The sequence below is a fragment of the Ruegeria sp. AI3 genome, assembly GCF_056541245.1.
On the sequence record NZ_JBQFYA010000021.1, the window covers coordinates 1 to 25,310 of the forward strand.

The following is a 25,310-nucleotide window of genomic DNA, read 5'->3' on the forward strand; positions in this document are numbered from 1 at the left end:
CGGGGCTGTATATGATACATCGTGAAAGGGTGGCGGCCAGACAGTTGGTCGCCGTGCGTGCCGTGCCTCCAATCTAAGGCTATACGCCCGGTGCTGTCAGACAAATTCGAACCAGTCTCAGTTTGCTGCGGAAACCGCAAACCTATCCGGAACAAAGTTGACGCCACTCGCTAAGAGCGGCGGCGCGGGTCAGCTTGAAGGTGTCTCGACTGGCTAGCGATCTTTCCTGGTTGAAGTGGTTGTAGACAGAGGAATGGACGGAGGCGAATTTCTGTAGACTTCGCATACGCCTGAACCGTTGCATGGCGCGTTCTCTTCGTCGGAACGGCAGGTGCGAATTCTCAACGCGGTTGTTGAGCCACCTTCCCGTCTGTTGTTTTTCGAGCGCGCCCAGCTCTCTGAGCGCGGCTCTGTATGAGGCGAAGCGATCTGTGACGATCTCTTCGGCGCAACCGTGCCGCTTCATCAATTTCGTGAGGAATTTCAGTGCCGCAGCTTTGTTTCGGCGTTTGGTGACAATGGCTTCCAGCACCTCGCCTTCATGATCAACGGCCCGCCAGAGGTAGTGTCTCTTGCCATTCACCTTCACGAAAACCTCGTCCACGTGCCACTTCCATTTGGAGAACGCGCGCAGGTGCTGGACACGCTTTCTTCGAATCTCAGCAGCAAGAATAGGGCCAAACCTGTTCCACCAATATCGTACAGTTTCGTGGCTCACGTCGATGCCTCGCTCGTGCAACAAGTCTTCGACATTTCGAAGCGAGAGCGGGAAACGGATGTACAGCATCACCGCAAGGCGGATGATCTCTGGGCTGGTTTTGAAGTACTTGAAAGAGGCAGGTCTGGTCATGGACAAAAGCTATGCAACACCACTGCCCCGCTCAACCCAAGTTCTTCTGACAAGATCCTGCCCCGCTCAAGCAAAGTTCTTCTGACAAGACCGTCGCTAGATTTATGGTCGGTCAAAGGTTTTATGGGCTTAAGCTGTACCGTCGGAAATTAATCGGCTTTGGGCTACAACGCGCTCAAAGCGGGCCTTCACGTAAGAGACATCAAATGCATAGGTCCGCTGTCCACGATTAGTTTGGGGCTTCATTTCGTTGTCGTAATATGTATCTGAAGAAACCGACGAAACGGGTTTCAATGTTGCTTAGTGGTGCTGACCCCCGGCACCGCCTATTGTTCATAATCAGAAACAGAATTTAACGGCAGGAGGGTCGAGTGCATAGCATCTCTGATCGAAGTATGTTCGCCACCAAATTGGCTGAAGAAGCAGGTGCATTGGCTATAAAATATTTTTGCAATAGAGACACTCTGGTGGTGGATGCAAAGGGTGCTCAGGATTGGGTCAGCGAAGCCGACCGGAATGTCGAGACGTATGTTCGCGAAAAAATAGCCGAGGCCTATCCCGATGACGCAATCTTCGGAGAGGAGCACGCTGCGAAATCAGGGTCCAGCGGGTTTGACTGGGTAATAGACCCAATTGACGGCACCACGAACTTCGTAAACGGCATTCCGGCGTGGACGATCGTCCTGGCGGTTGTTTCAGAGGGACAAACACAAATCGGTGTCATTCACGAGCCGAACGTGGCTGAGACCTATGTCGCCATGCGGGGGGCGGGAGCAACGCTCAACGGGCAGCCAATGCAGGTCGCATCAGGCGTCGATATGGCAAGCGGGACCGTCTCGGTCGGATATTCGAACCGCATCGAAGCGGCAAAGGTGATACCAATCATTTCAGCCATCATCGAACGCGGGGCCATGTATCATCGCAATGCAAGCGGCGCGCTGTCGCTTGCCTATGTCGCAGCAGGCCGGCTGTTGGGGTACGTCGAAGAGCATATGAACGCGTGGGACTGTCTTGCCGGTCAGCTGTTGATCACAGAGGCGGGCGGCGTCGTCGAAGAACAGGACGCGAATGAAATGATCCGCGATGGTGGCCGTGTCATTGCCGGTACGCCAAAGATCTTTGATGATCTCAAAGCAATTTGCGAGAAGGCGTGGCACGTCTGATTTGCGTCAGGCGATAGCCCGCCAGCCGGGGTTGCAGCACAGCGTGTCCAAATCAGCGCTCCAGAAATGCCCCTGCCCAGGCTGGTCGTGCTGGCGATCAATCCGCACCCCGGAGAGATGACACCACAGCAGCGTCCCAACCGCGCCGTGGGTTACGATGGCAAGATCACCACCATCGTGCGCGTCCATGATTGACGTGACTGCCCCGACAATCCGGGCCTGAGCATCTGTCGCGGTTTCCCAGCCGCGAAAGCTCACGTCGGGTGCAGCGAAGAATGCATCGGCGGCGGCTTCGAACTGGTGCGGTGGCAAGAAACCGGTGGCACTGCGGTCATTTTCGCCCAGCGCCGGGTTTACCTTCACCTCAAGGCCGTGCGGTTTGGCCAGGATCGCAGCTGTCTGTTCTGCCTTGCGTTCGGTGCTGGACCAGATGGCGCTGACCGAGGCCATGATCGGCGCATTTGCAAATGCTTCGGCCCGGGTGCGGCCCACCTCACTCAGTTCCCAGTTGGTGATTGCGATCTCTGGGTTCACGACCACTTCCGGGTGCGAAATGATAACGAGTTTCGGCAATGTCAGCCCTTAGGCAGCAAAACCGGTCCCCGGTCTGCAAAGGCCATTTTGACGTCAGCGCCCGGTTGCAACGGATCATCCACGTCGTCCTGCACGGCAAACACCTGTCCGAATGCGCCGGTCAGCGTATATTCCATGCGCACGCCGACATAGGTAGCTTTGGAGACTTTTGCCGGGATGCCGGTTTCGTATCCGATCAGGATGCGGGACGGACGCACCGCCAGCGTTGCCGGACCCACGGGCAAATCGCGAGAGGGCAAGCTGTGGCGGTGACCTTCGATGTCGATTGTCGCCTGATCGCCATCGAATTCGACGACTTTGCACTCGATCAGGTTCGCTTCACCGATGAAGTCAGCCACGAAGCGGTCGATTGGTGCGTCATAGAGTTGCCGTGGTGTGCCGATCTGGGCGATGACGGCGTTACGCATGACGACGATCTCGTCGGACACGGCAAGCGCTTCCTCCTGATCATGGGTTACATAGACAACCGTCAGTCCGAGGTCCCGCTGAATGGAGCGAATGTCTTCGCGCACCTGTCGGCGCAGTTTGGCATCGAGGTTCGAAAGGGGTTCGTCAAAGAGCAGCACCTGCGGTTCCAGCACCAGCGCGCGGGCGACTGCGACACGTTGTTGCTGGCCTCCTGACAGCTCGCTAGGCAAACGGTTGTCGAAGCCCTTGAGGCCCACCAGTTCCAACCCTTTGAGCGCGCGCGATCTGGCCTCGCTCTTAGCAAAGCCGGAGAATGTCAAACCGTACATCACGTTTTCCAGCACGCTCATATGTGGGAACAGGGCGTAAGACTGAAACACCATAGACACATCGCGATCGGTCGCGGGCAGCTTGGTCACGTCGCGATCGCCAATCACGATCCTGCCCGAGCTGGCCATCTCCAGACCGGCAATCATGCGCAGCGTCGTTGTTTTGCCGCAGCCCGATGGTCCCAGCAGCGTCACCAGTTTACCTGCTTCCACATGCAGGTCGATGTTGTCGACGGCCACGACATCTTTGCCAAATACTTTTGACACTCCTTCGAACCGAACCGGCGCGGCTTTACTAGCAATGTTGGTATCCGTCATGTCGTTCTTTCCGCTCCGATCTGGGTGCGCCGTCCGATCTGCACGCGGCCCACGAGGAATTGCAAAAGCCCTACAGATGCCAGCATCACGAAGATCAGCGTGGTGGAATAGGCGATGGCAAGGCCGTAGTCATTGTTCTCGACGCGCCCGATGATGTAGCTGGTCGCCATGTCGTATTCGGCCGATACCAGAAAAATGACTGCCGAGATCGCGGTCATCGCGCGGACAAAACTGTAGACGAGTGCCGCTAGGATGGCGGGCTTGAGCAGGGGCAGGATCACGCGTCGGAACGTCTGCCACGAGTTTGCACCCAGAGTCAGCGAGGATTCATCAAGCGACCTGTCCAGTTGCGACATGGATGCAATGCCCGCACGCACGCCGACGGGCATGTTGCGGAAAATGAAGCTGATCACGAGGATCACACCAGTGCCTGTGATTTCAATCGGGGGAACGTTGAAAGCCAGGATGTAGCTGACCCCGATGACGGTACCGGGAATGGCGAAGGACAGCATCGTTCCGAATTCGAAGGCGTTTTTTCCGGAGAAATTTTGGCGCGTGAGCAAGTAGGCGGTCACCAGTCCTACAGCTGCCGTCAGCGGAGCCGCTATGGCCGCAATGCTGATGGTGGTCCAGAAACTGTCCCATGCGGCACCCGTCCAGCGGATACCTTCCTCTTCAAAGCGAACTGAGAAGGCGGTGAAATAGTGTTTGAAGGTGAGCGTGTTGTTGACACCCCAAAGCTCAACGACGCTGCCGTAAATGATCATGCCGTACACAACCGCTGTAAACAGCGCCCAGATGGTCGCGATGGCCAGCACGGGTATTGCCAGCCCATTGGGCATCAGCGGATGCACCCCGGCGTCCCCCTTGCCGGAAACGGTGGTGTAGCTTTTCGTACCGAGCCAGGCGCGCTGTGCGTAAAAAGCAGACAGCGTGAAGAAGAGCAGTACCATGGCCAGCACGGCGGCCCGACCCTGATCATATTGCGCGCCGACGATGGCAAAGAATATCTCGGTCGACAGAACGTCAAAATTACCGCCTAGAACAAGCGGGTTGCCGAAGTCGGCCATGCTTTCGATGAAGCCGAGCAGAAATGCATTCGCCAGACCGGGTCTCATCAGGGGCAGCGACACCGTTCGGAAGGTTTGCCACCTATTGGCGCGCAGCGTTTGGGCGGCTTCCTCCATCGACGGCGACACGCCTTCGACAACACCAATCAGCACCAGAAATGCGATGGGAGTGAAGGCCAGCGTCTGGGCGATCAGGACGCCCGGCATTCCATAGAGCCACCGCGACGGTTGCACGCCAAAAAGATCAGCGAAAAAGACTGTGACCGACCCGGACAAACCGAAGAGTAGGATCAAGGCCAGCCCGATTACGAAGGGAGGCGTGATTATTGGCAAAACAGTCAGCGCGCGCATCCCACGCTTGAACCGAAACCCTGACCTGGTGACCACAAGCGCAAAACAAAGTCCCAGAACCGTGGTGATCAGGCCGACGAGAATGGCCAAAAAGAGGGAGTTCCACGCGGCGCCGCATTTCGCACCCCAAAAACACCCCAATCCCCAGAGACGATCATCAAAGAACTTCGAGGCAAAAACAGATACCGAATAGGCGCCGTCTTCGGTCACAAAGGCCGAAAACAGCATGTTGGCAATTGGAAAGAACACGAAGGCGGTGACAATTGTAATGACACCGCCGATGGCGCTGACGACAAACACATCGCCGTTGACTGCACCGCGCGCCGCGATGCCCTGCGTGAGCAGGAACAGGAAGGCCGACGCACAGAACATCGCGCCATACCCCATGCCGAACTGTCGGATTTTTGGCGCGCCAAACAGGGCCTTGAGCCAGTCGAAGTTGAAGCCGCGAATGCCGATCCCGAAGCCTTGCGCAATCAGCCAGCCGAAGCCCAGTGCACCCGCAAGTATCAGGATCTTAGCGTAGATCGGATCAGATTTAGGTTTCCCAAGCACCAGAATTGGCAATGCCAGCGGTATCAGCAAGGGTGCAAGCCAGAGCTTTTCACCCTGCCCGATCAGAAATAGAGCGGGCGCAAAATCTTCGTCATACGGATAGCCGTTAAAGAGCCATTCAAATGACCAAAGGCCATCCTCAACCATGTACCATGGCAGCAGGACGTAGCCGACCCACCCGACAATGATCCAGAAGATCAATACCGGGTGGGTCCTGGTTTTCGCAGTGTCAGTCACTTACTGCGGCAGAACCGAAACGTCTTCGTCCCACTTTTGCAGCAGACGCTTACGTTCATCAGAGGAGCCGTACTTTTTGAAGTCGTAGTCAATCAGCTTGATCTGGCTCATATCCGGGGCGCTTTCAGATGTTTGCGCACCCTTGTTGGACGGAACCTGGAAGGCATTGACTTCAAGCGCGAGGTTTTGCGCTTCGGCGCTCAACGCCCAGTCGTAGAACTTTTTGGCTTCTTCTTCGTTGCGAGCGCCTTCAATGATCGACATCGAACCGATCTCGTAACCAGTGCCTTCGCACGGGGCGACAACCTTTACAGGGAAGCCCGATACCGCCTGCTTGACAGCGTCATGCATGAAGACAATGCCTATCGTGTTCTCGCCACGACCCGCGGCCTTGATGGGCGCCGAACCGGATTTGGTGTACTGATTTATGTTGGCGTGAAGGCCTTTCATGAACTCAAAGCCCTCGTCCTCGCCAAAGATCTGCACCATCGACGCCAGCGTCGTGTAGGCAGTTCCGGACGAATTCGGGTTCGCCATCTGAACGTGCCCTTTATACTCAGGCTTGAGCAGGTCCTTCCAGCAGGCGGGTTCAGGCAGGTTGTTGGCCGCCAGGAGGTCAGAGTTGTAGCCATAGCCCAACGCACCCGAATAGATACCGATGGTCTTGTTGCCAGCACTTTCGGCCTGTGAAATTGCCCAGTCATGCAACTGGTCACGCATGGGCGAGACATATTCCATAGTTAAACCTTCTTCGGCGGCTTGAAGGTGCGGGTCACCAGTGCCGCCCCACCAGACATCTCCTTTTGGGTTTGAGCTTTCCGCACGGATTTGCGCAAAAGTCTCGCCAGAGGATTTGCGAGTCATGTTCACGTCAATGCCGGTGGCGTCCTCGAAACTGCGCGCCATCAGCTGGCACCAGTCTTCCTGCGCCGAACAGTAGAATGTCAGCTTGTCGGCTTGCGCAGCACCCATGGAAGCGGCGAATGCGATCAGTGAGCCAGCAAGTGTGTTTGTCAATTTTTTCAAAGTCTTTCCTCCCATAACTATCCAGCTTCCAGCTTTGAGCCGGGAACTGTCATGTCACCTGTGAGGGCGGCCACGCTTAATTGTGGCATCTTCTTATTTCACCGGTCTCGGTACGGCTTTTCCTCTTTGTGACTATGTAAGTCTGACCACTCTAACACTTGTTTCGCAAGGATTTTTGCAGAGCGACAAAATCAGTGCGATCCAAACGAAGCACCATTGCAAGCATTATTCAAAGGAAGATCGCAAGCTCACCCATAGCCTTCGAATGCGCGGAGCTTGATACTTGCGCCAATTGGCGAATGTGTTCTGGGCAATCAGATGGTCTAGCGATCATACAGATTTTGCCGCGAATGTTGAAAGCTAGCTTCCGATTTTGACCCCACTTGTGATGTGTGGGTTCACGCAGTGAGTGCGTTCTCATCGCGCTACTTGACCGAGGAAATTTACCCTCCGAACGTCAACAATGGGCTCGAGCGGACCTTCGCTGCAGTTGGCCCTAACGGCAGCTTTGCGCTCCATCGCAGACGTTCGAGGTCGAAGACTTGATATCCAGCCCAAGGTCGCTGGAAAACGCCCTCGCTGGCGTCAGAACCGCATGCGATCTTCCCTTCTTGGTCGTTCGGGTCGATAGTTGCCTTGGCGGCGGCCGGTGTAAGGATCTGTATCGAGATACGTCCCTTGCCTTCGACGCATGTATTCAGCGAACTGGGTCAGGGCATCTACCTGATCATCTTTGACAGCATCCGGAAACGCCAGCAGTTCCCTACGGAACTCATCAAACCAGGGCTTGTCCGTAGGGATGACTAACTTACCAGATTTTATCCAGTCGGTCTGTGGGATGAAACGGTCCAGTTTGTCGGTGACCACGTTGACGGGCATGTAAACACCTGCAGCGGTGCGTTTCAATTCATCCAAAAGGTGGATACCCATCGCCGAGGACTCGATCAAGACCCGGTCCGCGCGCCACTGTTTGCGCAATCGAAGAACAGCGTTGCGCACCTCAGTATAGTTCGTTCGAGCCCGAAAGGTGCTGTCAGACTAATTCGAACCAGTCTCAGTTTGCTGCGGAAACCGCGAACCTATCCGGAACAAAGCTGACGCCACTCGCTAAGAGCGGCGGCGCGTGTCAGCTTGAAGGTGTCCCGGCTGGTGAGCGATCTTTCCTGGTTGAAGTGGTTGTGGACCGAGGAATGGACGGAGGCGAATTTCTGCAAACTTCGCATGCGCCTGAATCGTTGCATCGCGCGTTCGCGTCGTCGAAACGGCAGGTGCGAATTCTCGACGCGGTTGTTGAGCCACCTGCCCGTCCTTTGTTTTTCAAGCGCGCCCATTTCTCTGAGCGCAGCCTTGTAGGAAGCGAAGCGATCTGTGACAATCTCTTCGGCGCAACCGTGTCGCTTCATCAATTTCTTAAGGAATTTCAGTGCTGCAGCTTTGTTTCGGAGTTTGGTGACAACGGCTTCCAGCACCTCACCTTCGTGATCAACAGCCCGCCAAAGATAATGCCGCTTGCCATTCACCTTCACGAAAACCTCGTCAACGTGCCACTTCCATTTGGAGAAGGCGCGCAGTTGCTGCACACGCTTTCTTCGGATCTCCGCAGCAAACACCGGCCCGAACCTGTTCCACCAATATCGGACAGTTTCGTGGCTCACGTCGATGCCTCGCTCGTGCAACAGATCTTCGACATTCCGAAGCGAGAGAGGGAAACGGATGTACAGCATAACCGCCAAGCGGATGATCTCGGGACTGGTTTTAAAGTATTTGAAAGACGTGGGTCTGGTCATGGGCAAAAGCTACGCAACCACCCTGCCCGCCTCAAGCAAAGTTCTTCTGACAAGACCCCGTGTCCTGCTGGAAAACTACTATCCGCCAGGAGCGCTCGAACAGGCCATCGGCAACTTCATCGATCACTACAACCACAACCGATACCACGAGAGCATCAGCAATCTGACACCCGCCGATGTCTATTTCGGTCGAGCCGAAACAATCCTCAGACGAAGAAAGGAAATCAAACACCAGACAATCCAGAAACGCCGCTTGCTGCATCATCAGAACGCGGCGTAGATAGAAACTACAGCGAGCCTGATCCACCAAAACCAATCAAACGCTCGTGTTCCAAATCATTCGATGACGGACACCCCCTGCCCTGCTCAACCAAAGTTCTTCTGACAAGGCCAGATGATCGCTGGCAGAAGCTTAATAAAGACCCTCGACTTTTGCCCGCAGTTTTATCAGTGATGCAACAGTGTCGATTGTAGGTGTTGCGATCCCGATCAGTTGTCCCAATTCCTGCACCGAAGTGACCAGTGCATCAATTTCCATTGGTCGGCTCAACTCCAAGTCCTGCCACATAGAGGTCTTGTGGGCGCCAACTGCCGCCCCGCCGTCAATACGTTTTTCAACATCTACCGGAAACCTGATCCCAAGTTTCTCGGCGATTTCCTGAGCCTCAAGCATCATTCCGCGCGCCACAGACCGTGTACCTGGATCAGTACACAATACATCAAGTGTTGAGTGGGTAAGAGCGGAAATCGGGTTGAACGACAGATTGCCCCATAGCTTTAGCCAAATTTCGTCCCTAATTCTTGGTCTCACGGGCGCACGTAACCCAGCAGCGGATAGTGCCGCCGAAAACTTGGCAGCGCGGTCTGATTTGGAACCATCAGGCTCGCCCAAAGAAAAACGATTGCCTTCGACATGATCGATAGTTCCCGGAGTAGCGACTTCTGCGGCTGGGTAGACGACACATCCTAGAACCCGATCTGGCCCGAAACCATTCCATTGCACGTTACCCGGGTCCACAGACCGCAACCTCTTCCCTTCGTAGGGACCTTCCAGTTTGTGGAAGTACCACCAAGGCACCCCGTTCACACCACTTACTAGTGTTGTCGCGGATCCAATCAGGGGCTGCATTGTATCTACAACCGCTGGAACAGAGTGCGCTTTTAGCGTGATGAAGACATAATCTTGTGGGCCAAGATCGGCGGCATCGCCGGAGGCGCGTACCCGCACGTTGATCGGGTCCCGCCCACCCTCAAGGAGAGTCAGCCCATTTTCCTGCATTGCAGTCAGATGGGCGCCACGCGCAATGACACTGACGTCGACGTCAGTCTGCGCAAGCTTCGCGGCAACGTAACCTCCGATAGCTCCGGCACCAAAGATGCAAACTTTCATGTGTCTAAGCCCTTGTCAGCCCCAGTTTAGCGGCCAGCCCAATCCGTTGTATCTTACCAGTCGCGCCTTTTGGAATCTCTTCGAGAATGACCACTGATGTCGGCACCTTGAATTTTGCGAGCCGTTCGCCGACAAAATCCCGGACCTCTGTACCCGCGATCGCCGCGCCCTCGGACAGTACCACCGCCGCCGCGATATCCTCGCCCAGTTTTTCGTGTGGGACGGCAAAACAAACTGCCTGAGCAACGTCCGGGTGGCTCAGAAGCACGGCATCGACTTCGAGCGGGCTGATTTTTTCTCCACCGCGATTTATCAGCTCTTTAAGGCGTCCGGTCAGCCGCAGGTAATTCTCTTCGTCGAACGACCCTTGATCACCGGTACGAAACCAAAGCTTTCCATCCGCTTCAAAGAAATTGTCTGCATTTGCCTGCGGGTTGCTTTCGTATCCCGGTGTCACGTTTGGACCGCTGATAACGATTTCTCCGACATCCCGCGAAGCGATCAACACATCTTCCGTTTCGTGTGCAATCCTGACTTCGGGTCCTGCAGCTATTCCAACAGATCCGGGCTTTTGCTTTTGCGGAGGAAGCGGGTTGCAACACATTTGGTGCGCGGCCTCTGTCATGCCGTAGGCTTCGATGACGGGCGCACTAAATGTTGCAACCAACTCTTCCATAACTGGTGCGGGCAACGAAGCAGAGGAAGATCGAAGAAAGCGTAACTGCGATTGATCAATGATTGATTGGTTTCGTGCAGCTCGGGTCAGAATAGCTTGGTGCATCGTCGGAACTGCCGTATACCAAGTCGGATCAACTTCAGCGACCTGCGAAAAAAAGCTTAGAGCGTTGAACCCAGGGGCGCAGCTAATTTGCGATCCGGCGCCTAAAGAAGCCGCGACTGCTGCGATCAGCCCATGGATATGGAACAGCGGCATGATGCTTAGACAACGATCATCGATTGTCAGTTTCAAAGACGAAGCCACATTTCTCGCAGATGCGTAGATATTTGCCTGCGTCAGAGGGACGATCTTTGGGCGCGACGTTGTTCCCGAAGTGTGGAGTATCAGGGCAACATCATCTTCACGCGGCGCAGAGGTATCAGCGACTCCAATTGGGTCGCGGGACAAAATCGAAAACTGCCCGGCCTTTTGGAAGCTATCGGAAGACGCCCGCAATATAGCGATGCCGAGGTCCGTTGCCGCTTTTACCGCAGGTCCGTCTTCGTTTTCACTTACAAGAAGTGCCTTAGCCCGCAGGTCCTTTAGGTAAAATACGTACTCTTCATAAGTGTAGGCAGGGTTCAGAGGTGCCGTCGTAGCCACTTGGGCAACGGATATGAAAGCCGTCGCCATCTCTGGGCCGTTGGGCAAAACGATCGCAACTCGATCTCCACGACCTACTCCGATCTGGTAGAGATCCGCTTTGACCTTTGCGCAAAGCTCGCGGAGCCCACGGTAGTTCAACCAAGATCGGCCGGGAGCACCGATAGCATTTGCAGTGCCGGAATGGGGAGCAATCAATTCAGCGACTAGATGGGGCATCCGGGATCCGTTCACAAAAGCATTGGCCTAATTCGCGGAGAGGGTTTGTTGTAGTACTTGCTAAGTTACGTTGACCGTTATGCTACCCAGTTTGTCGACGGCCAGAACCATAACATCGCCACGGTTCACAGGGCCAACGCCAGAAGGTGTTCCAGAAAGGATGACGTCTCCGGCAGCGAGCTCAAAGTAGTCGCTCAGGTAGGAGATCATCTCTGGGACCTTCCAGATCATCTGGTTCAAATCACCCTCTTGCCGAACGTCACCATTCACCGTCAAAGTAATTGGACCATGGTCGAGATGCCCAACTTCTGATGCCTTGTGAATAGGCCCGCATGGCGCAGAGCGTTCAAACGCTTTACCAATTTCCCAAGGACGGCCCATTTTTTTCATCTGCCCCTGCAGGTCGCGTCGGGTCATATCAAGCGAGAGACCATATCCAAAGACATGATCCAATGCATCGTCCACCGAGATATTCGTACCGCCGGACTTGAGCGCAATGAGCATTTCTGCTTCGTGGTGCACGTCGGAACTGTGCGGTGGGTACGGGAATTCACCCGAGGAATCCAGATTGTTAGGATTCTTCTGAAAGAAAAACGGAGGTTCCCGGTTAGGGTCATGACCCATTTCAATTGCATGTGCGGCGTAGTTTCGGCCGATGCAATAAACGCGACGCACTGGGAATGTGCCGCCCCCCGCTACGGGTATAGTATGCACCTGCGGCGCGGGAATGACATGACCGGACATCGCTTTCCTCCTCAGCGTATAATTGCCAATGATCGGATTTCCAAACGGCCAGAGACCTTCCGATCGATGCCACGCCAGATACGATCAAACGCGGCTTCTTATGAAGTCATCGCCAAAATTGGGGTGAGTATGCAAGAGCCCCAACCTCGTTGCAGCCCGACCATTTGTAGAATTGGTTGGGCGCGTATTCTACATCAGCCGTCAGATTGCATGCTTTTGGGTAGTACGCGCGAATAAACGGATTTCAGGTGATCCACCATGGCACTGGCAGCAAGTTCAGCGTCGCCCTTTGCAATGGCGGATACGATCGCATCATGCTCCCGAAAACTGGAGTAATTTTCAGCGGGCTTAAGGGTTTCGCGTGGTTGCCCCCAAACAATCGACCTACGGACCGAATTCAAAGTTTCGAAAAAGTATAGAAAAAGTTGGTTTCGAGTAGAGCGGGCTATGGCGTAGTGCAAATTGTTGTCCCACGCTTCGTAGGTGCGCCAGTCTTCCGCCGTGCGACATTTGTCAGCGCAAAGCCTCATTTGCTCACGGTCGGAACGAGTGGAATGGAGTGCCGCCAGCCGGCTAAGCTGCGGTTCGATCGTAAATCGTACCGACACAACCTGTTCAGGTTTAATTTGATTGCCCAAGTAAGTTACGTCGGTGAGGTTGAGAACCGGCCTGGAACCAACAAATGTTCCCCGCCCGACATGACGCCAGATCAGTCCCTGGGCCTCGAGCTCTGCCAACGCTCTTCGCAACTGATTGCGAGTTGTCCCAAGTTTTGAACACAACTCACGTTCAGGTGGGAGCCTGTCGTTATGCCTGTATCCCGCATTGTTAATTAGGTCGCGTACACGGTGCGCGAGTTCGGTTGGTGCGCTCATATCTCCACCCAATTTAGTGATTGGTTGATTGATTGAAACGCCAAGTCGGAAAAAACTCAAGGGCAAGAGGAAAGCAAGAAACGAGTCGCAGGACAGGGTCCGTGACTACGGCTTGAAATAAGCACGAGGGAGGAGTGCCGAGTGCGGTTAGCAACTGTTTCCGTAGAGGGCCAAGCCGTTTGCGTGGCAATACTTGAAGATGGCAGCAAGTTGGACATTTTGCGCGCAGCGCAGATGATTGGCAAAACGCTGAACGCCGGTTCAATGCAGCAATTGATCGCGGGTGGAGAAGATACGCTTGGAGTTTTGAGATCCCTCGTTTCATCGGCTGAATCAGGTAGTCTAAAGGACGCACTGGTTAGGGATGGCGCGCCGTTTCTAGCGCCAATTCCCAGTCCGAGTAAGAACGTGTTTTGTGTAGGGCGAAATTACGCTGAACACATCGCCGAGGGCGAACGGGCACAAAATCAAAAAATTGGTGTAACAGAGCATCCAGTTTTCTTTACAAAACCGCCAACCTCGATTGTGGCACCAGAGGCAAACATTCTGATTTTCCCATCGGTCTCACAAGCCATCGACTACGAAGTGGAACTGGCAGTTGTGATTGGAAAACCGGGGCGAAACATAGCCAAGTCTGACGCATATGACCACGTATACGGCTATACGATCCTCAACGACATCACCGCACGTGACATCCAACGCCGACATGGTGGGCAGTATTTCAAAGGCAAAGGTTTAGATGGGTCTTGCCCATTGGGTCCCTGGATAGTGACTGCTGATGCGGTCAGCGATCCGCAGTCTTTGTCAATTGGAATAACCGTCAATGGCGAACAGCGCCAAAACGGAACTACGTCGGACATGATTTTCGACATTCCGACGCTGATCGCATCCCTGTCAGAAGGCCTGACCCTAGAACCGGGGGACGTACTCGCGACCGGCACGCCGTCAGGCGTCGGATACGCAATGGACCCGCCTCAGTTCCTGAAAGACGGGGACACGGTGGTTTGTGAAATTTCAGAAATTGGCACGCTCAGGAATACCGTGCGCGCCGTGTAAGTGGCTCCTGCATCTCTGAAGCTGCTGGAAGCCAACCATGCAAGGGAGGAAGACTAAAATGATGAACAGAAGGACTTTCACAGCGTCCTTGCTTTCGGCAGTTCCGGTAGCGGGAGCAATAGGAACGAAAGGTTTTGCGCAGGACTTGCGTAAAATCACTTTTGTGCAACCGAGCCCATCGGCGATCAACTCATTTCCTGTTTTTGTCGCCATTGGAGAAGGTTACTTCGCAGACGAAGGTTTGGACGTGACCGTCGAGGCGATCAACGGTTCAGGAGCCGTGCTTCAGGCTTTGTCTGCAGGGCAAGCGCATTTCGGTCGCCCCGGACCTGGTCCCCTAATTGCAGCGCGATCGCGGGATGTGGACGCAGTACATATCTACAACGTTGCGGCACGCAGCAACTTCGGCATCGCCGTGCCAGAAGACTCTGACATCCAAAGTGTCGAAGAGCTTCGAGGTAAAGTTATCGGAACGGGTACGGCTGATGGCGCGGAAGTCGGCTTTGCACGTAATGTGATGACCGGAGCAGGCATGAAAGAGGGTGAAGACTTCACTTTCCTGACTGTCGGCGACGGTGGCCCGGCAACAGCGGCTTTCCTGAACGGTGAAATCGACGCCTATTCCGCATCGACAGCTGACACGGCAATTCTGAACCAGCGCGGAATGGCAGTGCGCGACATTACGCCGGCAGAATTTGGGCGTTTCTTCGGGAACGGCATCGCTACTATGGCCGACACAATCGCCAATGATCGGGAACTGGTCGAGGCTTGGAGCCGCGCATTCGCTCGTGGCCATGCCTTTGCACTTGATGATGCCAACCGCGAAGCCGTTTTGAAGCACTTGGCCGACGGCAATCCGCAGGAAGGCGAAGACAAGGAGTTCCAGTCGGCACTGTTCGATGCCGTGCGTTCAAAAACCATAGCGGCGGATCCAAGCAATGGTCTGGGATGGTATCCCGCCGAAGTCTGGCAAGAATGGCAAGACGCGCTGGTCGCAGGCGGCGAAATTCCGGGACCACTTGATGACCTGAGCGCTGCGTGGACCAATGAGTTTGCTGCCATTGGCAACGAGGCTGTCAGTAAATGAACGCTGAAGTCACCCATGAGTTTTCCGGCGCGCCCTTGGGCACGCCGGTCTACGAGTTGACACACGTAAGCAAGACCTATGCGCGCAATCTGGTGGTCGCTCTCGAAGACATTAATCTGACGCTTCGGAAAGGAAGCTTCACATCTGTCATCGGGTCCAGCGGGTGCGGCAAGTCAACTCTGCTCAAGATCATGGCGGGTCTGATCCCGCCGACTAAAGGACGTGTGATCCTTCAGGGGTTGCCGGTCACTGGGACCCGACGTGATATTGGTATGATGTTTCAGCAAGCGACACTTTTCCCATGGAAAACAGCTGTGGAAAACATCGTCCTGCCAATCGAGATCCGAGATGGAAAGGCAGCAGCCAAGCAAGCCATGGCAAAGGCTCACGAACTTTTGGATGTCGTAGGCTTGAAAGGTTTTGAAAACGTATATCCGAACGAATTGTCGGGCGGGATGGCACAACGCGCGTCGATCTGTCGAATGCTGATAACCGAACCAGCCGTGCTTTTGTTGGACGAACCGTTCAGCGCTCTCGACGAGTTGTCGCGCGACATGATGAATATGGAGTTGCAGCGGATTTGCCGGGAACAGGAAGCGACCGCGTTTCTTGTGACACACTCCATTCAAGAGGCGGTGATTTTGTCCGATGAAATCGTCGTGTTGAAGCCACGTCCAGGCAGGATTGCCGAAATTGTTGAAGTCGACCTGCCTCGCCCGCGCACGCTCGATATGATGACGACACCTAAGTTCGGCGCTATTGTAGACTACATTCGCAGCCTCCTGGATAAGGGAGAAGAAATGTGAGCCAAGTTCAGGACTACTCGCCTTCCGTAAAGGACGCTGACCCCGCAGAAGACACTGTATGGGAGCAGAAAGTTCACTTTATCGACTCGGTTCCCCGTTGGATTGCGATGACGTTTGTTTTCGTCGTTTTCGTAGGCACTTGGCAGATTGTGACGAGCTTGGGGCTTGTATCGCCGATCATCCTGCCCACCCCGATGGAGACCCTTAGTGACATGATTTTCGTCGGACAAAACCTTTTGACCGGAGGTTACATGCTGGGTGCGCTTTGGATCACTTTCAAAGAGGTCATCTATGGCTTTGCCTTGGCGATCGCGATCGGTTTTTCGCTGGGCGTGCTAGTCGGGGAAACCGCATTTGGCGAAAAAGCAGTGATGCCTTACCTCGTGGCCATCGACACCATGCCAAAAGTCGCGTTCGCCCCGCTGTTTGTGGCGTGGCTGGGGTTCGGCATTGAATCCAAGGTGGCACTTGCTGCATTTATTGCGACATTCCCAATTGTGGTTGGAACAGCCGCTGGGCTTCACGCCGCCGACGAAAACGCGCGCATGTTGTTCAAGACGATGGGCGCGAGCCGGATGCAGACATTGATCAAGATGAAGCTGCCAACTGGCCTGCCGCAGATATTCACCGGTCTCAAGATCGGTGCAGTTGGCGTGATGGCAGGTGCAATTACAGGAGAGTTCCTGGGCGGCGGAAAGGGATTTGGTGAGCTGATACGTGTTGCAGCCTCGCAGCTCAATACACCTCGGGTGTTCTCGTTGATCCTGTATCTCAGCCTCGTCGGCCTGGCCGTTTTTGCAACGGTGGTTTGGACACAGCGTAAACTCGTGTTCTGGCATAAAGAGCAGGTCGGCAGAGATGACTTCTGAACCTGTGAAAATACACTGCAAGGCCCTGCGTGAGTTTGTGGCGAGCGCACTCGAAACGCGAGGTGTGCCAAAAGCGGACGCTGTTCAGGTGGCCTCGACGATGGTGGAGGCCGACATCTATGGTTACGGGACACACGGTGTATTTCGCCTGCGCCAGTACCTTGCCCGGTTGGCGGGCGGCGGTTCTAATCCTACGGCAAAAATCACGGTAGAACATGAGACTGTTGCAACCGCTTTGATCGACGGAGATGACGGACTTGGTCATTTAGCTATGTCGGCGGCTCGGGATCTTGCAATAGAAAAGGCGAGAGAGGTCGGCATCGGATGGGTCGGTGTTCGACGTGGCAACCATGCAGGACCACTCGCACTATACGTGCGTCCACAAGCCGAGGCCGGGATGCTTGGCATGGCCGCAGCGGTTGGCAGTGCGAACCACGTTCCGCCCTATGGCGGAAGCGACCTGCTTCTTGGCACCAATCCTATCGCTTTCTCTGCGCCTGCCGATGGCCCTGATCCATTCGTTTTTGATATGGCGACGACTGTTGCCGCTATGGGCAAGATCAAGACACTGTTGCAGCAAGGTAAGCCTATGCCTGAGGGTTGGATGGTCGGGCGCGATGGAAACCCATTGACGGACCCTGCCCGCAAGTCAGAAGGATTTCTTTTGCCGATCGGCGGTCCAAAAGGATTCGGTCTTTCTGTAGCTATCGGATTAATGGCCGGGGTCTTGAACGGCGCGGCCTTCGGCTCAGACGTGGTCAACTTTACCTCAGACACGACCTCATCCACAAACACAGGGCAATTCGTAATGGCGCTTAATCCGGCAGCGTTTGGGATGGAAAAAGACTTTGCTTCCAACGCCGCCCGCGTCTTTTCCGAAATGCGCGCATCAGCCCCACTGCCCGGTCATGACCCGGTGCGCTTGCCCGGAGACGGCAAAACGGCCGCAGCTGAAGCCCGTCGTAAAGACGGTGTAAGGCTTAACCCCGCTCTTTGTCGTGATCTCAACAAACTAGCCATGGACTGTGGGCTGACTCCCCCATTTCCAAATCTCAGCACTGACTAGCGGTCGATCCGTGAAAAGTTTGTAAGCGCTTTGGAACAGAAGTCAGCGAAACGCCTCATTCTCGGCCTCAAGCGCCTTCACAAGAGCCGAAAGCTTGTTCATCATGTGTACCTTCATGGTTTTGCCAAGCCCATCTGCATCGCGAGCCTTAAGCAACTCCATCATAGCTTCATGTTCGCGAATTGCCTGCGCCCAGCGTTCGTCTGACAGATTGGCCACAAAACGTGCACGGCGGACCCGCGCCGCCAACAGCTTGTGGTGGGTTTCAAGAATGTCGTTTCGCGCGCCACGTATCAGTGCCTGATGGATGTCCTGATTGGCTTTGAAATACGCCTGTCGATCACGTGACCTATAGGCTTTCAACATATCGGCGTGGCGACATTCAATCTGTTTAATTTCCGTGGAGTTCATGCTCTGACACGACAACTCTCCTGCCAGTTGCTCAAGCGTCGCAAGAACTGGAAACGTATTCTCCAATTCTTCTCGCGTGACACTGGCAACGCGCGCACCTCGGTTGGCTTGGAGTACCACAAAGCCTTCTGATGCAAGCACCTTTAGGGCTTCCCGCAATGGTGTCCTTGAGACCCCCAACGAGTCGCAGAGCTGTCTCTCAGGCACTTTCTCTCCCGGCTTCAGAACATCTTCGACAATCAGGTTGCGCAGACGTTCGACCAGTTCTTCATGTAGTGTTGTGCGCTTGATGCCATCCGTTAGATTCATAACCACGTCCTAATCATCAAGTACCATTTCCAACAAGCGAGCGACATGCATGGGCTGCCGTCGGGTACCCTCGGTGATTTGGTGCCGACATGATGTCCCATCTGCCACAACAATTGCATTCACTGGTGCCGCGTCCAAAGCTGGAAATAGCTCTAGCTTTGCCATCTCGATCGAGACATCGACAGTTTCCGGGGCATATCCAAACGCGCCAGCCATACCACAACAACTGCTTTCGATCATGTTAATCTGCGCCTCTGGAATACGCTTCAGGAGATTGAGCATAGGCGTGACGACGTCATGTGCCTTCTGATGACAATGTCCATGGACGTAGATCGGTCGATCTATCGGTTTCAAAGGCAATCTCGGCTGTTCAGCCAGAAATTCCTCAATTGTATGTGTGGCCTTCGCCAACATCTCCGTTTGCGGTCCCGGGCAAAGAGCCAAATACTCGTCCCGAAAAGTGAGGATAGAGGAAGGTTCAAGTCCGACGACAGGTATGCCTTTGGCAACCATATCTCGTGTCGCGTCAATCACGCGCTGAGCCTCGTGTCGCGCTTCTTCCACACAACCCACAGCCAACAAGGTACGCCCGCAATCCAACACTCTTTTAGTGTGGTTATCCCGTGCTACGGCGACACGCAGCCCTAGCACACGCAGGACCCGGACTGCGGCGCGCAGATTGTCAGGCTCGAAATAACGGTTGAATACATCTGCAAACAGAAGAACCTGCGGATCACTATCTTGGGCCTCGTCATCTCGGAACGGAACGGAAGACCATTCTGGAAGATCACGTCGCGCGGCAATACCGGTCGGGATTTCCAAAAGCTTGCGCAAGGGTCCAATTTTGTTTCGAATATTCATAAGCCACGCGACTTTTGCAGCTTTTGGTGCATATCTGGGCAGGTAAGCTATCAATTTATCTGCCAGTGTCAGCCCATCTTTTTTACGTTTCGCTGACAGTACTTCGATCTTCATTTGCGCCATGTCGACGCCAGTCGGGCACTCCCGAGCGCACGCCTTACAGGATACGCAGTACTTCATCGCGTCCAGCATTGCGTCGGATTCCAAACCGCCCGGCAACTGCCCGCTGATCACGAAACGCAAAGTGTTTGCACGCCCACGCGTGGAATCACGCTCGTTTCGGGTGGCACGGAACGAAGGGCACATAGCTCCGCCCTTTAGCTTGCGGCACGCACCGTTGTTATTGCACATCTCAACGGCACCCTGAAATCCTCCTCCGGTACCCGGCCAAGCTGACCAATCCAGCGCTGCTTCGAAATCCGGGACTGAATAATTTTGGCTGTAGCGGAATAGACGGCGATCATCCATTGAGGGCGCATGCACAATCTTTCCAGGATTGAGCATCCCGATTGGGTCAAACCGGTTCTTAACCTCTTCAAAGGCGGAAATAATACGCTGACCGAACATTTTTTCATGAAATTCAGAACGTACGATCCCGTCACCGTGTTCACCTGAATGAGAGCCCTTGTATCGCTTAACCAGATCAAATGTTTCTTCGGCAATCGCCCGCATTGTGCTGACGTCTTTGTCCTGCCGCATATTTAGGACAGGACGAACATGTAGGCACCCGACGGAGGCGTGCGCGTACCATGTCCCCTTGGTGCCATGCCGGGCGAATATTTCGTTTAGGCCCGCGGTGTAATCGGCGAGGTCGGTCAACGGAACAGCGCAATCTTCAACGAAGGATATCGGCTTGCCTGCCTCCTTCATCGACATCATGACATTCAAGCCGGATTTCCGGTACTCGGCGATAGAATTCTGTAGCTTGGCGTCTGTAATTGAAACAACTCCACCCCACCGGTTTTTCGTTCCGGTAAAAGACAAGCCGAGATCTCCGATTAGTTGGGAAAGCTTAACCAGTTTTGCGGCATTGTCCTCAGCGTTGCCCTCGGCGAATTCTACTAGTAGCAGGGCTTCGGGTTTGCCTGTTACAAAGGCCTCTATAGTGTCGCGAAACAATGGAATATCGCGCCCCAACGCGATCATTGTCTCGTCGATCAATTCTACCGCCTGAGGATTGAGCGTCACGATGTGCTGGGTGGCCTCCATTGCAGCACGAAATGTCGAGAAATGGCACACGCCGGTAACTTTCTCACCTGGTAACTGTGCCAAGTTCAATTCCAATTCAGTGAAATAAGCCAGCGTGCCTTCTGACCCCACCAACAAATGGGACATGTTGATGTCGCTACCGACGAGCGCGTCGATATTGTACCCGCCCACACGGCGCTGGACCTTGGGAAAACGGGCGTCAATTTCAGACGCCTCACGACGCCCAAGTGCGCGCATGTCGCCAACAAGATCCGCATAATCGCTAGACGCGGGCGTTTCAGCGCTGAACCGCGCTTCGCTTCCGTCAACAAGAATTGCGTTTATTGCACGGACGTTATCTCGCATGATCCCGTACCGCAGAGACTTCCCGCCTGAAGAATTGTTTGCTGCCATCCCCCCAAGAGTGCAACGAGACGCTGTTGAGGGATCCACGGGAAACCAAAGGCCATGCTTCTTCAACGCGTCGTTCAATTGATCCAACACAACACCTGGCTGAACGCGCGCAATACGTTTCTCAACGTCTATGTCTAGAATACGATTCAAGTATTTTGTGTTGTCCAGCACAACACCCTGATTGACCGTTTGCCCGCATTGCGACGTGCCGCCACCGCGAGGAAGGACCGAAAATCCCTCGCCCCGCGCGACAGACATCACGGCTTTCACATCTTCTTTGGATAGGGGGATCACAACAGCGTCAGGTATCATCTGATAGATTGAGGCATCGGTCGAGTACCGAGCAAGCGACGCCGGATCTGACATCACCTCTCCCCGCACATCAGACAACAGTCGGCGGTACAACGATCCATTCTTTACCATCAGGTTCGCCTTCCATTCCCAGTAAGCCCATTCAGGCTCTACTTGCCCATTGACTGAATAATGAATTCATAATTAACTTTTGCAATTATTAATAGCACCACTCTTTTGGCACCAGCATAAGGATCGTTTCAAATGCGTCAGGCGGGCAGGCACTTTTTACAGATTCCAGGGCCAAGTGCTGTGCCAGAGCGCATCCTAAAGGCCATCAGCACACAAACCATTGATCACCGTGGGCCCGATTTTGCTGAAGTAGGGAACAAGGCCCTCAGTGGGATAAAAACCATTTTCAAGACAAAGAAGAACGTCTTTATTTACCCCTCATCCGGCACCGGTGCATGGGAAGCAGCACTTGTGAACAGTGTGTCGCCAGGCGAAAAAGTTCTCATGTTCGAAACAGGACATTTCGCCTTCATGTGGTGCAACTTGGCAGGAAAACTGGGATTGCAGCCAGAACTGATTGAAGGAGATTGGCGTGGCGGTGCGGATCCTAATCAGATCGAAGACCGCCTGCGCGAAGATAGTCAGCACGCGATCAAGGCGGTATGCGTCGTCCACAATGAAACTTCTACTGGGTCAGTCTCGTCGATTGAGGAAGTGCGCAGAGCTATAGATGCGGCAAAGCACCCTGCGCTCCTCATTGTTGATTCCATTTCTGGCCTAGGGTCGATCGATTTTAGGTTCGACGACTGGGGCGTTGATGTCTGTGTCTCTGGTTCGCAAAAAGGACTGATGCTACCGCCTGGACTGAGCTTTAACGCTGTAAGCGACCGTGCACTGGAACATTCAAAATCCGTGAGTATGCCACGAAGTTATTGGGATTGGCATGATATGATCGAACCCAACCAGAAAGGGTTCTTCCCTTATACGCCCGGTACCAATCTCCTCTATGGACTAAATGAGGCCATCGATATGTTGCACGAAGAGGGGCTGGAGAACGTGTTCGCACGGCATTCCCGCCATGGCGCCGCGACGCGGGCTGCGGTGCAAGCATGGGGGCTTGAGGTATTGTGTGCTCGCCAAGGTCAGGAGTCGGGCGTACTGACCGCTGTTAAAGTACCTGAAGGACATTCTGCTGATGTATTTCGCGCAACTACGCTAGAGCACTATGATATCTCACTTGGAAATGGCCTGTCCAAAGTAGCCGACAAGGTTTTCCGCATAGGTCACTTGGGCGATTTCAACGACCTGATGTTGATGGCCACACTGTCAGGCGTAGAAATGGGTCTCGCCAAGAGCGGCGTGCCTCATACAGCAGGTGGCACGCAGGCTGCCTTGGAGCATCTCAAGGCCGCGTAAATCCAATCTGAGCCTCCAATAGCGCAACCGAGTCCCATTGACTGGAAATTACCAAACCTCCGGATCACCAAACTCTTTAGGAGCTTCACCATGACCCGTATGACGGCAAAAGACTTCGACCAGGAACTTCTTGATCTGTATGACTTTTATGCGCACGGCAAAATCACTAAACGCCAATTTCTGGACCGCGCCAGCAAATTTGCGGTTGGCGGTTTGTCAGCGGTCGCGTTGCTGAAAATGCTTAGTCCGAACTATGCCCTAGCACAGCAGGTGTCATTTAACGATCCCGATATCCATGCAGACTACATCACCTATCCCTCACCAAATGGAACCGGTGACGTGCGGGGCTACCTGGTCCGGCCCGCAGGCGTTGAAGAGCCCCTGCCCGCGGTGCTGGTAGTCCACGAAAACCGCGGCCTTAACCCGTACATCGAAGATGTCGCGCGCAGATTGGCGAAAGCCGGGTTTATGGCTCTGGCTCCAGACGGCCTGACATCGGTGGGAGGATACCCCGGCAACGACGCAGATGGGCGCGAACTGCAAAAGACAGTGGACCGGGTCGAGTTGATGAACGATTTCTTCAATGGATTTGAATACCTACTGAACCGAGATGACAGTACTGGAAAGGTCGGCGCAGTGGGTTTCTGCTACGGTGGCGGCGTAGTCAGCGCAATTGCTGTGGCCTATCCGGAATTGGCAGCGGGCGTGCCGTTCTATGGTCGCCAGCCGGCAGCTGAGGATGTGGCTAAAATTCAGGCGCCACTACTGATTCAAATGGGAGAGCTTGATGAGCGCATCAACGCAGGGTGGCCGGATTTTGAAGCTGCTCTTCAGGCCAACGACAAAGTATACGAGGCATATATATACGAAAACGCCAACCACGGTTTTCATAACGACAGTACGCCACGCTATGATGAGGAAATGGCAAACCTAGCCTGGGACCGCACAATTGATTGGTTCAAAACCTATCTGAATTAATTGGTACAAGCTACCAAGCCAGTCATGCGTTGATATCCTTTCGTTGAAATCCTCGGCCCATCTTGGCCAAGCCCTTGGAAGCCCCGGAAACTTGAACTTTGGAGTTAGAAATTCTGCGACAAGGTGTCGGCCCGCTATGCCTACTATTAACTTTTTTAACGTGTCGAAACGATGGAAGGATACTGTCGCAACGGTTTTAGGTGAAGCGATCCATCGTTAAGTGTTCAGCTCATCTGCGGGTCAAAAGTATTATCACTTTTATGCGTGGTTAGCCGTTCCTTTGGTTCTATTCGGTATCCCGAAACCGCCGCGCGAGATAATCCACAAACGCGCGCGTTTTTGGTGCCAGATTCCGCCTTTCGGCAAACATTACGACGATATCCGTGCTGGGAGGTGCATACTCCGGCATGACATGGACAAGTTCGCCGGAGAGAAACTTCCTGTTTGCCATATAGCAGGGCAGCCGTGCGATCCCGATACCAGCCAGAGCGGCTCTAAAGACGACATCGGTGCTGTTCCCCTCAAAGCTGCCCGTTGCTTCAAATTTTTCGCCTGCGTTCGGTTCGATGCTGTTCCAAGCGTTCCGCTGGCTTCTCCCAGCAACTCTCAAGCAATTGTGCTCAGCCAATTCGGCAAAATTCGACGGTGTTCCACAACGCGCAAGGTATTCAGGTGAGGCACATAGTACCCTTCGACTCTGCATAACGCGCCTGATGACCATATCTGGATTCTTGCGTTGTTCCGCAAAGCAGATCGCCGCATCGAAGCCTTCACTCCGAAGATCAATTTCTCGGTCGGTCAAATCCAAAGACATTTGAACCTGAGGGTTCTCTTTCATGAACTCTGGCAGAGCAGGAATTAGTTGGGACTTACCGAATGCAACAGTGGATGCGATCCTGAGTTCTCCGCGTGGGACACCGTCAAAGCTGTGGATCATCGCTTTGGCTTCATTGAATTTGTCAGCCATCGCTTTGCATTTTTCATAGAAATCTTGGCCTTCCCGCGTTGGAGAGACACCCGTTCTGGTACGATTCAGAAGTCGGTAGTGCACCTGATCTTCAAGTAACCCGATCTGCTTACTTACTGCTGATGGGGTTTGCCCCATTGATCTTGCAGCCGCAGAAATACTGCCCTGCTCGACAACCGTCGCAAAGATTAGCATTTGCGCAGAAATGTCCATGTCATGACCTTTGCTGTTCCAATATGGCATGGGGCCTTTGCCAAAATGGCGAGTTGTGAGCGCTACCAAATGCCCTTATCTCTGCATTGCAGCATAAATACTGCATTGCAGCAACGGACGAGGCAATAT

The 25,310-nt window shown here is 54.1% G+C and carries 21 protein-coding genes and 2 pseudogenes; 9 read left to right on the top strand and 14 right to left on the bottom strand.

Annotated features, from left to right (window positions below):
• Positions 1–142: 142 nt before the first annotated feature.
• Complete coding sequence (locus ACRZ95_RS21755) at positions 143–850, bottom strand: IS6 family transposase (RefSeq protein WP_170681608.1); 708 nt, start codon at positions 848–850, stop codon at positions 143–145.
• A gap of 395 nt (positions 851–1,245) precedes the next feature.
• Between ACRZ95_RS21755 and ACRZ95_RS21760 the strand changes: the two genes are divergently transcribed.
• Positions 1,246–2,013, top strand: a complete 768-nt coding sequence (locus ACRZ95_RS21760; RefSeq protein WP_170681610.1) for an inositol monophosphatase family protein — start codon at positions 1,246–1,248, stop codon at positions 2,011–2,013.
• A gap of 6 nt (positions 2,014–2,019) precedes the next feature.
• On the opposite strand, the gene ACRZ95_RS21765 is transcribed toward ACRZ95_RS21760, so the two are convergent.
• The 6 genes and pseudogenes from ACRZ95_RS21765 to ACRZ95_RS21790 all read right to left on the bottom strand — a co-directional run bounded on the left by ACRZ95_RS21765 (position 2,020) and on the right by ACRZ95_RS21790 (position 8,688).
• Positions 2,020–2,586: a histidine phosphatase family protein gene (locus ACRZ95_RS21765; protein WP_170660750.1), complete on the bottom strand. Its 567-nt coding sequence runs from the start codon at positions 2,584–2,586 to the stop codon at positions 2,020–2,022.
• A 2-nt stretch (positions 2,587–2,588) separates the two neighbouring features.
• Positions 2,589–3,662, bottom strand: a complete 1,074-nt coding sequence (locus ACRZ95_RS21770) for an ABC transporter ATP-binding protein (RefSeq protein ID WP_170681612.1) — start codon at positions 3,660–3,662, stop codon at positions 2,589–2,591.
• Positions 3,659–5,785, bottom strand: coding sequence for an ABC transporter permease (locus tag ACRZ95_RS21775; protein WP_480555598.1), 2,127 nt, complete (start codon positions 5,783–5,785; stop codon positions 3,659–3,661). The genes ACRZ95_RS21770 and ACRZ95_RS21775 overlap by 4 nt, the downstream gene beginning before the upstream one ends.
• Positions 5,786–5,875: 90 nt before the next feature.
• Positions 5,876–6,901, bottom strand: a complete 1,026-nt coding sequence (locus ACRZ95_RS21780) for an ABC transporter substrate-binding protein (RefSeq protein WP_117872863.1) — start codon at positions 6,899–6,901, stop codon at positions 5,876–5,878.
• Between the two features lie 585 nt (positions 6,902–7,486).
• A pseudogene (gene terL, locus ACRZ95_RS21785) lies at positions 7,487–7,906 on the bottom strand (phage terminase large subunit); the annotation flags it as partial.
• 74 nt (positions 7,907–7,980) lie between these two features.
• The gene (locus ACRZ95_RS21790; protein ID WP_170681618.1) at positions 7,981–8,688 is read right to left on the bottom strand and encodes an IS6 family transposase; all 708 of its coding nucleotides are present in this window, start codon (positions 8,686–8,688) and stop codon (positions 7,981–7,983) included.
• Positions 8,689–8,746: 58 nt separating this feature from the next.
• Between ACRZ95_RS21790 and ACRZ95_RS21795 the strand changes: the two are divergent.
• Positions 8,747–8,968: pseudogene (locus ACRZ95_RS21795) on the top strand (IS3 family transposase); the annotation flags it as partial.
• A gap of 132 nt (positions 8,969–9,100) precedes the next feature.
• Here ACRZ95_RS21795 and ACRZ95_RS21800 read toward each other — a convergent pair.
• The 4 genes from ACRZ95_RS21800 to ACRZ95_RS21815 all read right to left on the bottom strand — a co-directional run bounded on the left by ACRZ95_RS21800 (position 9,101) and on the right by ACRZ95_RS21815 (position 13,237).
• A complete protein-coding gene (locus ACRZ95_RS21800; protein WP_170681620.1) occupies positions 9,101–10,078 on the bottom strand; it encodes a 2-dehydropantoate 2-reductase in 978 nt (325 codons plus the stop codon).
• Positions 10,079–10,082: 4 nt separating this feature from the next.
• Positions 10,083–11,618 carry an acyl--CoA ligase gene (locus ACRZ95_RS21805; protein ID WP_170681621.1) on the bottom strand — a complete coding sequence of 512 codons (1,536 nt, stop codon included), beginning with the start codon at positions 11,616–11,618 and terminating at the stop codon, positions 10,083–10,085.
• Between the two features lie 60 nt (positions 11,619–11,678).
• A complete protein-coding gene (locus tag ACRZ95_RS21810) occupies positions 11,679–12,362 on the bottom strand; it encodes a fumarylacetoacetate hydrolase family protein (RefSeq protein WP_170681623.1) in 684 nt (227 codons plus the stop codon).
• A gap of 194 nt (positions 12,363–12,556) precedes the next feature.
• Positions 12,557–13,237 carry a FadR/GntR family transcriptional regulator gene (locus ACRZ95_RS21815; RefSeq protein ID WP_170467803.1) on the bottom strand — a complete coding sequence of 227 codons (681 nt, stop codon included), beginning with the start codon at positions 13,235–13,237 and terminating at the stop codon, positions 12,557–12,559.
• A 141-nt stretch (positions 13,238–13,378) separates the two neighbouring features.
• On the opposite strand from ACRZ95_RS21815, the gene ACRZ95_RS21820 reads away from it, so the two are divergent.
• From ACRZ95_RS21820 to ACRZ95_RS21840, 5 genes are all read left to right on the top strand, one after another.
• The gene (locus ACRZ95_RS21820; RefSeq protein WP_170681625.1) at positions 13,379–14,293 is read left to right on the top strand and encodes a fumarylacetoacetate hydrolase family protein; all 915 of its coding nucleotides are present in this window, start codon (positions 13,379–13,381) and stop codon (positions 14,291–14,293) included.
• Positions 14,294–14,438: 145 nt separating this feature from the next.
• Positions 14,439–15,380, top strand: coding sequence for an ABC transporter substrate-binding protein (locus ACRZ95_RS21825; protein WP_480555586.1), 942 nt, complete (start codon positions 14,439–14,441; stop codon positions 15,378–15,380).
• Complete coding sequence (locus ACRZ95_RS21830; RefSeq protein WP_170467807.1) at positions 15,377–16,186, top strand: ABC transporter ATP-binding protein; 810 nt, start codon at positions 15,377–15,379, stop codon at positions 16,184–16,186. The genes ACRZ95_RS21825 and ACRZ95_RS21830 overlap by 4 nt, the downstream gene beginning before the upstream one ends.
• Positions 16,183–17,055 carry an ABC transporter permease gene (locus tag ACRZ95_RS21835; RefSeq protein WP_170681629.1) on the top strand — a complete coding sequence of 291 codons (873 nt, stop codon included), beginning with the start codon at positions 16,183–16,185 and terminating at the stop codon, positions 17,053–17,055. The genes ACRZ95_RS21830 and ACRZ95_RS21835 overlap by 4 nt, the downstream gene beginning before the upstream one ends.
• Entirely contained in the window at positions 17,045–18,121 is a 1,077-nt protein-coding gene (locus ACRZ95_RS21840; protein ID WP_170681631.1) for an Ldh family oxidoreductase, read from the top strand. The genes ACRZ95_RS21835 and ACRZ95_RS21840 overlap by 11 nt, the downstream gene beginning before the upstream one ends.
• Before the next feature lie 42 nt (positions 18,122–18,163).
• Here ACRZ95_RS21840 and ACRZ95_RS21845 read toward each other — a convergent pair whose 3' ends face one another.
• Positions 18,164–18,841 carry a GntR family transcriptional regulator gene (locus ACRZ95_RS21845; protein WP_170681633.1) on the bottom strand — a complete coding sequence of 226 codons (678 nt, stop codon included), beginning with the start codon at positions 18,839–18,841 and terminating at the stop codon, positions 18,164–18,166.
• A gap of 9 nt (positions 18,842–18,850) precedes the next feature.
• Positions 18,851–21,727 carry an FAD-binding and (Fe-S)-binding domain-containing protein gene (locus ACRZ95_RS21850; RefSeq protein WP_170681635.1) on the bottom strand — a complete coding sequence of 959 codons (2,877 nt, stop codon included), beginning with the start codon at positions 21,725–21,727 and terminating at the stop codon, positions 18,851–18,853.
• A gap of 132 nt (positions 21,728–21,859) precedes the next feature.
• Between ACRZ95_RS21850 and ACRZ95_RS21855 the strand changes: the two genes are divergently transcribed.
• Positions 21,860–23,023, top strand: coding sequence for an aminotransferase class V-fold PLP-dependent enzyme (locus tag ACRZ95_RS21855; protein ID WP_170681637.1), 1,164 nt, complete (start codon positions 21,860–21,862; stop codon positions 23,021–23,023).
• Between the two features lie 90 nt (positions 23,024–23,113).
• The gene (gene yghX, locus ACRZ95_RS21860) at positions 23,114–24,001 is read left to right on the top strand and encodes a YghX family hydrolase (RefSeq protein WP_170681639.1); all 888 of its coding nucleotides are present in this window, start codon (positions 23,114–23,116) and stop codon (positions 23,999–24,001) included.
• A gap of 286 nt (positions 24,002–24,287) precedes the next feature.
• Here the strand turns inward: yghX and ACRZ95_RS21865 are convergent, their stop codons facing one another.
• On the bottom strand, positions 24,288–25,181 hold the full coding sequence (locus ACRZ95_RS21865) for a LysR family transcriptional regulator (protein WP_170662727.1): 894 nt from the start codon (positions 25,179–25,181) through the stop codon (positions 24,288–24,290).
• Positions 25,182–25,310 lie beyond the last annotated feature (129 nt).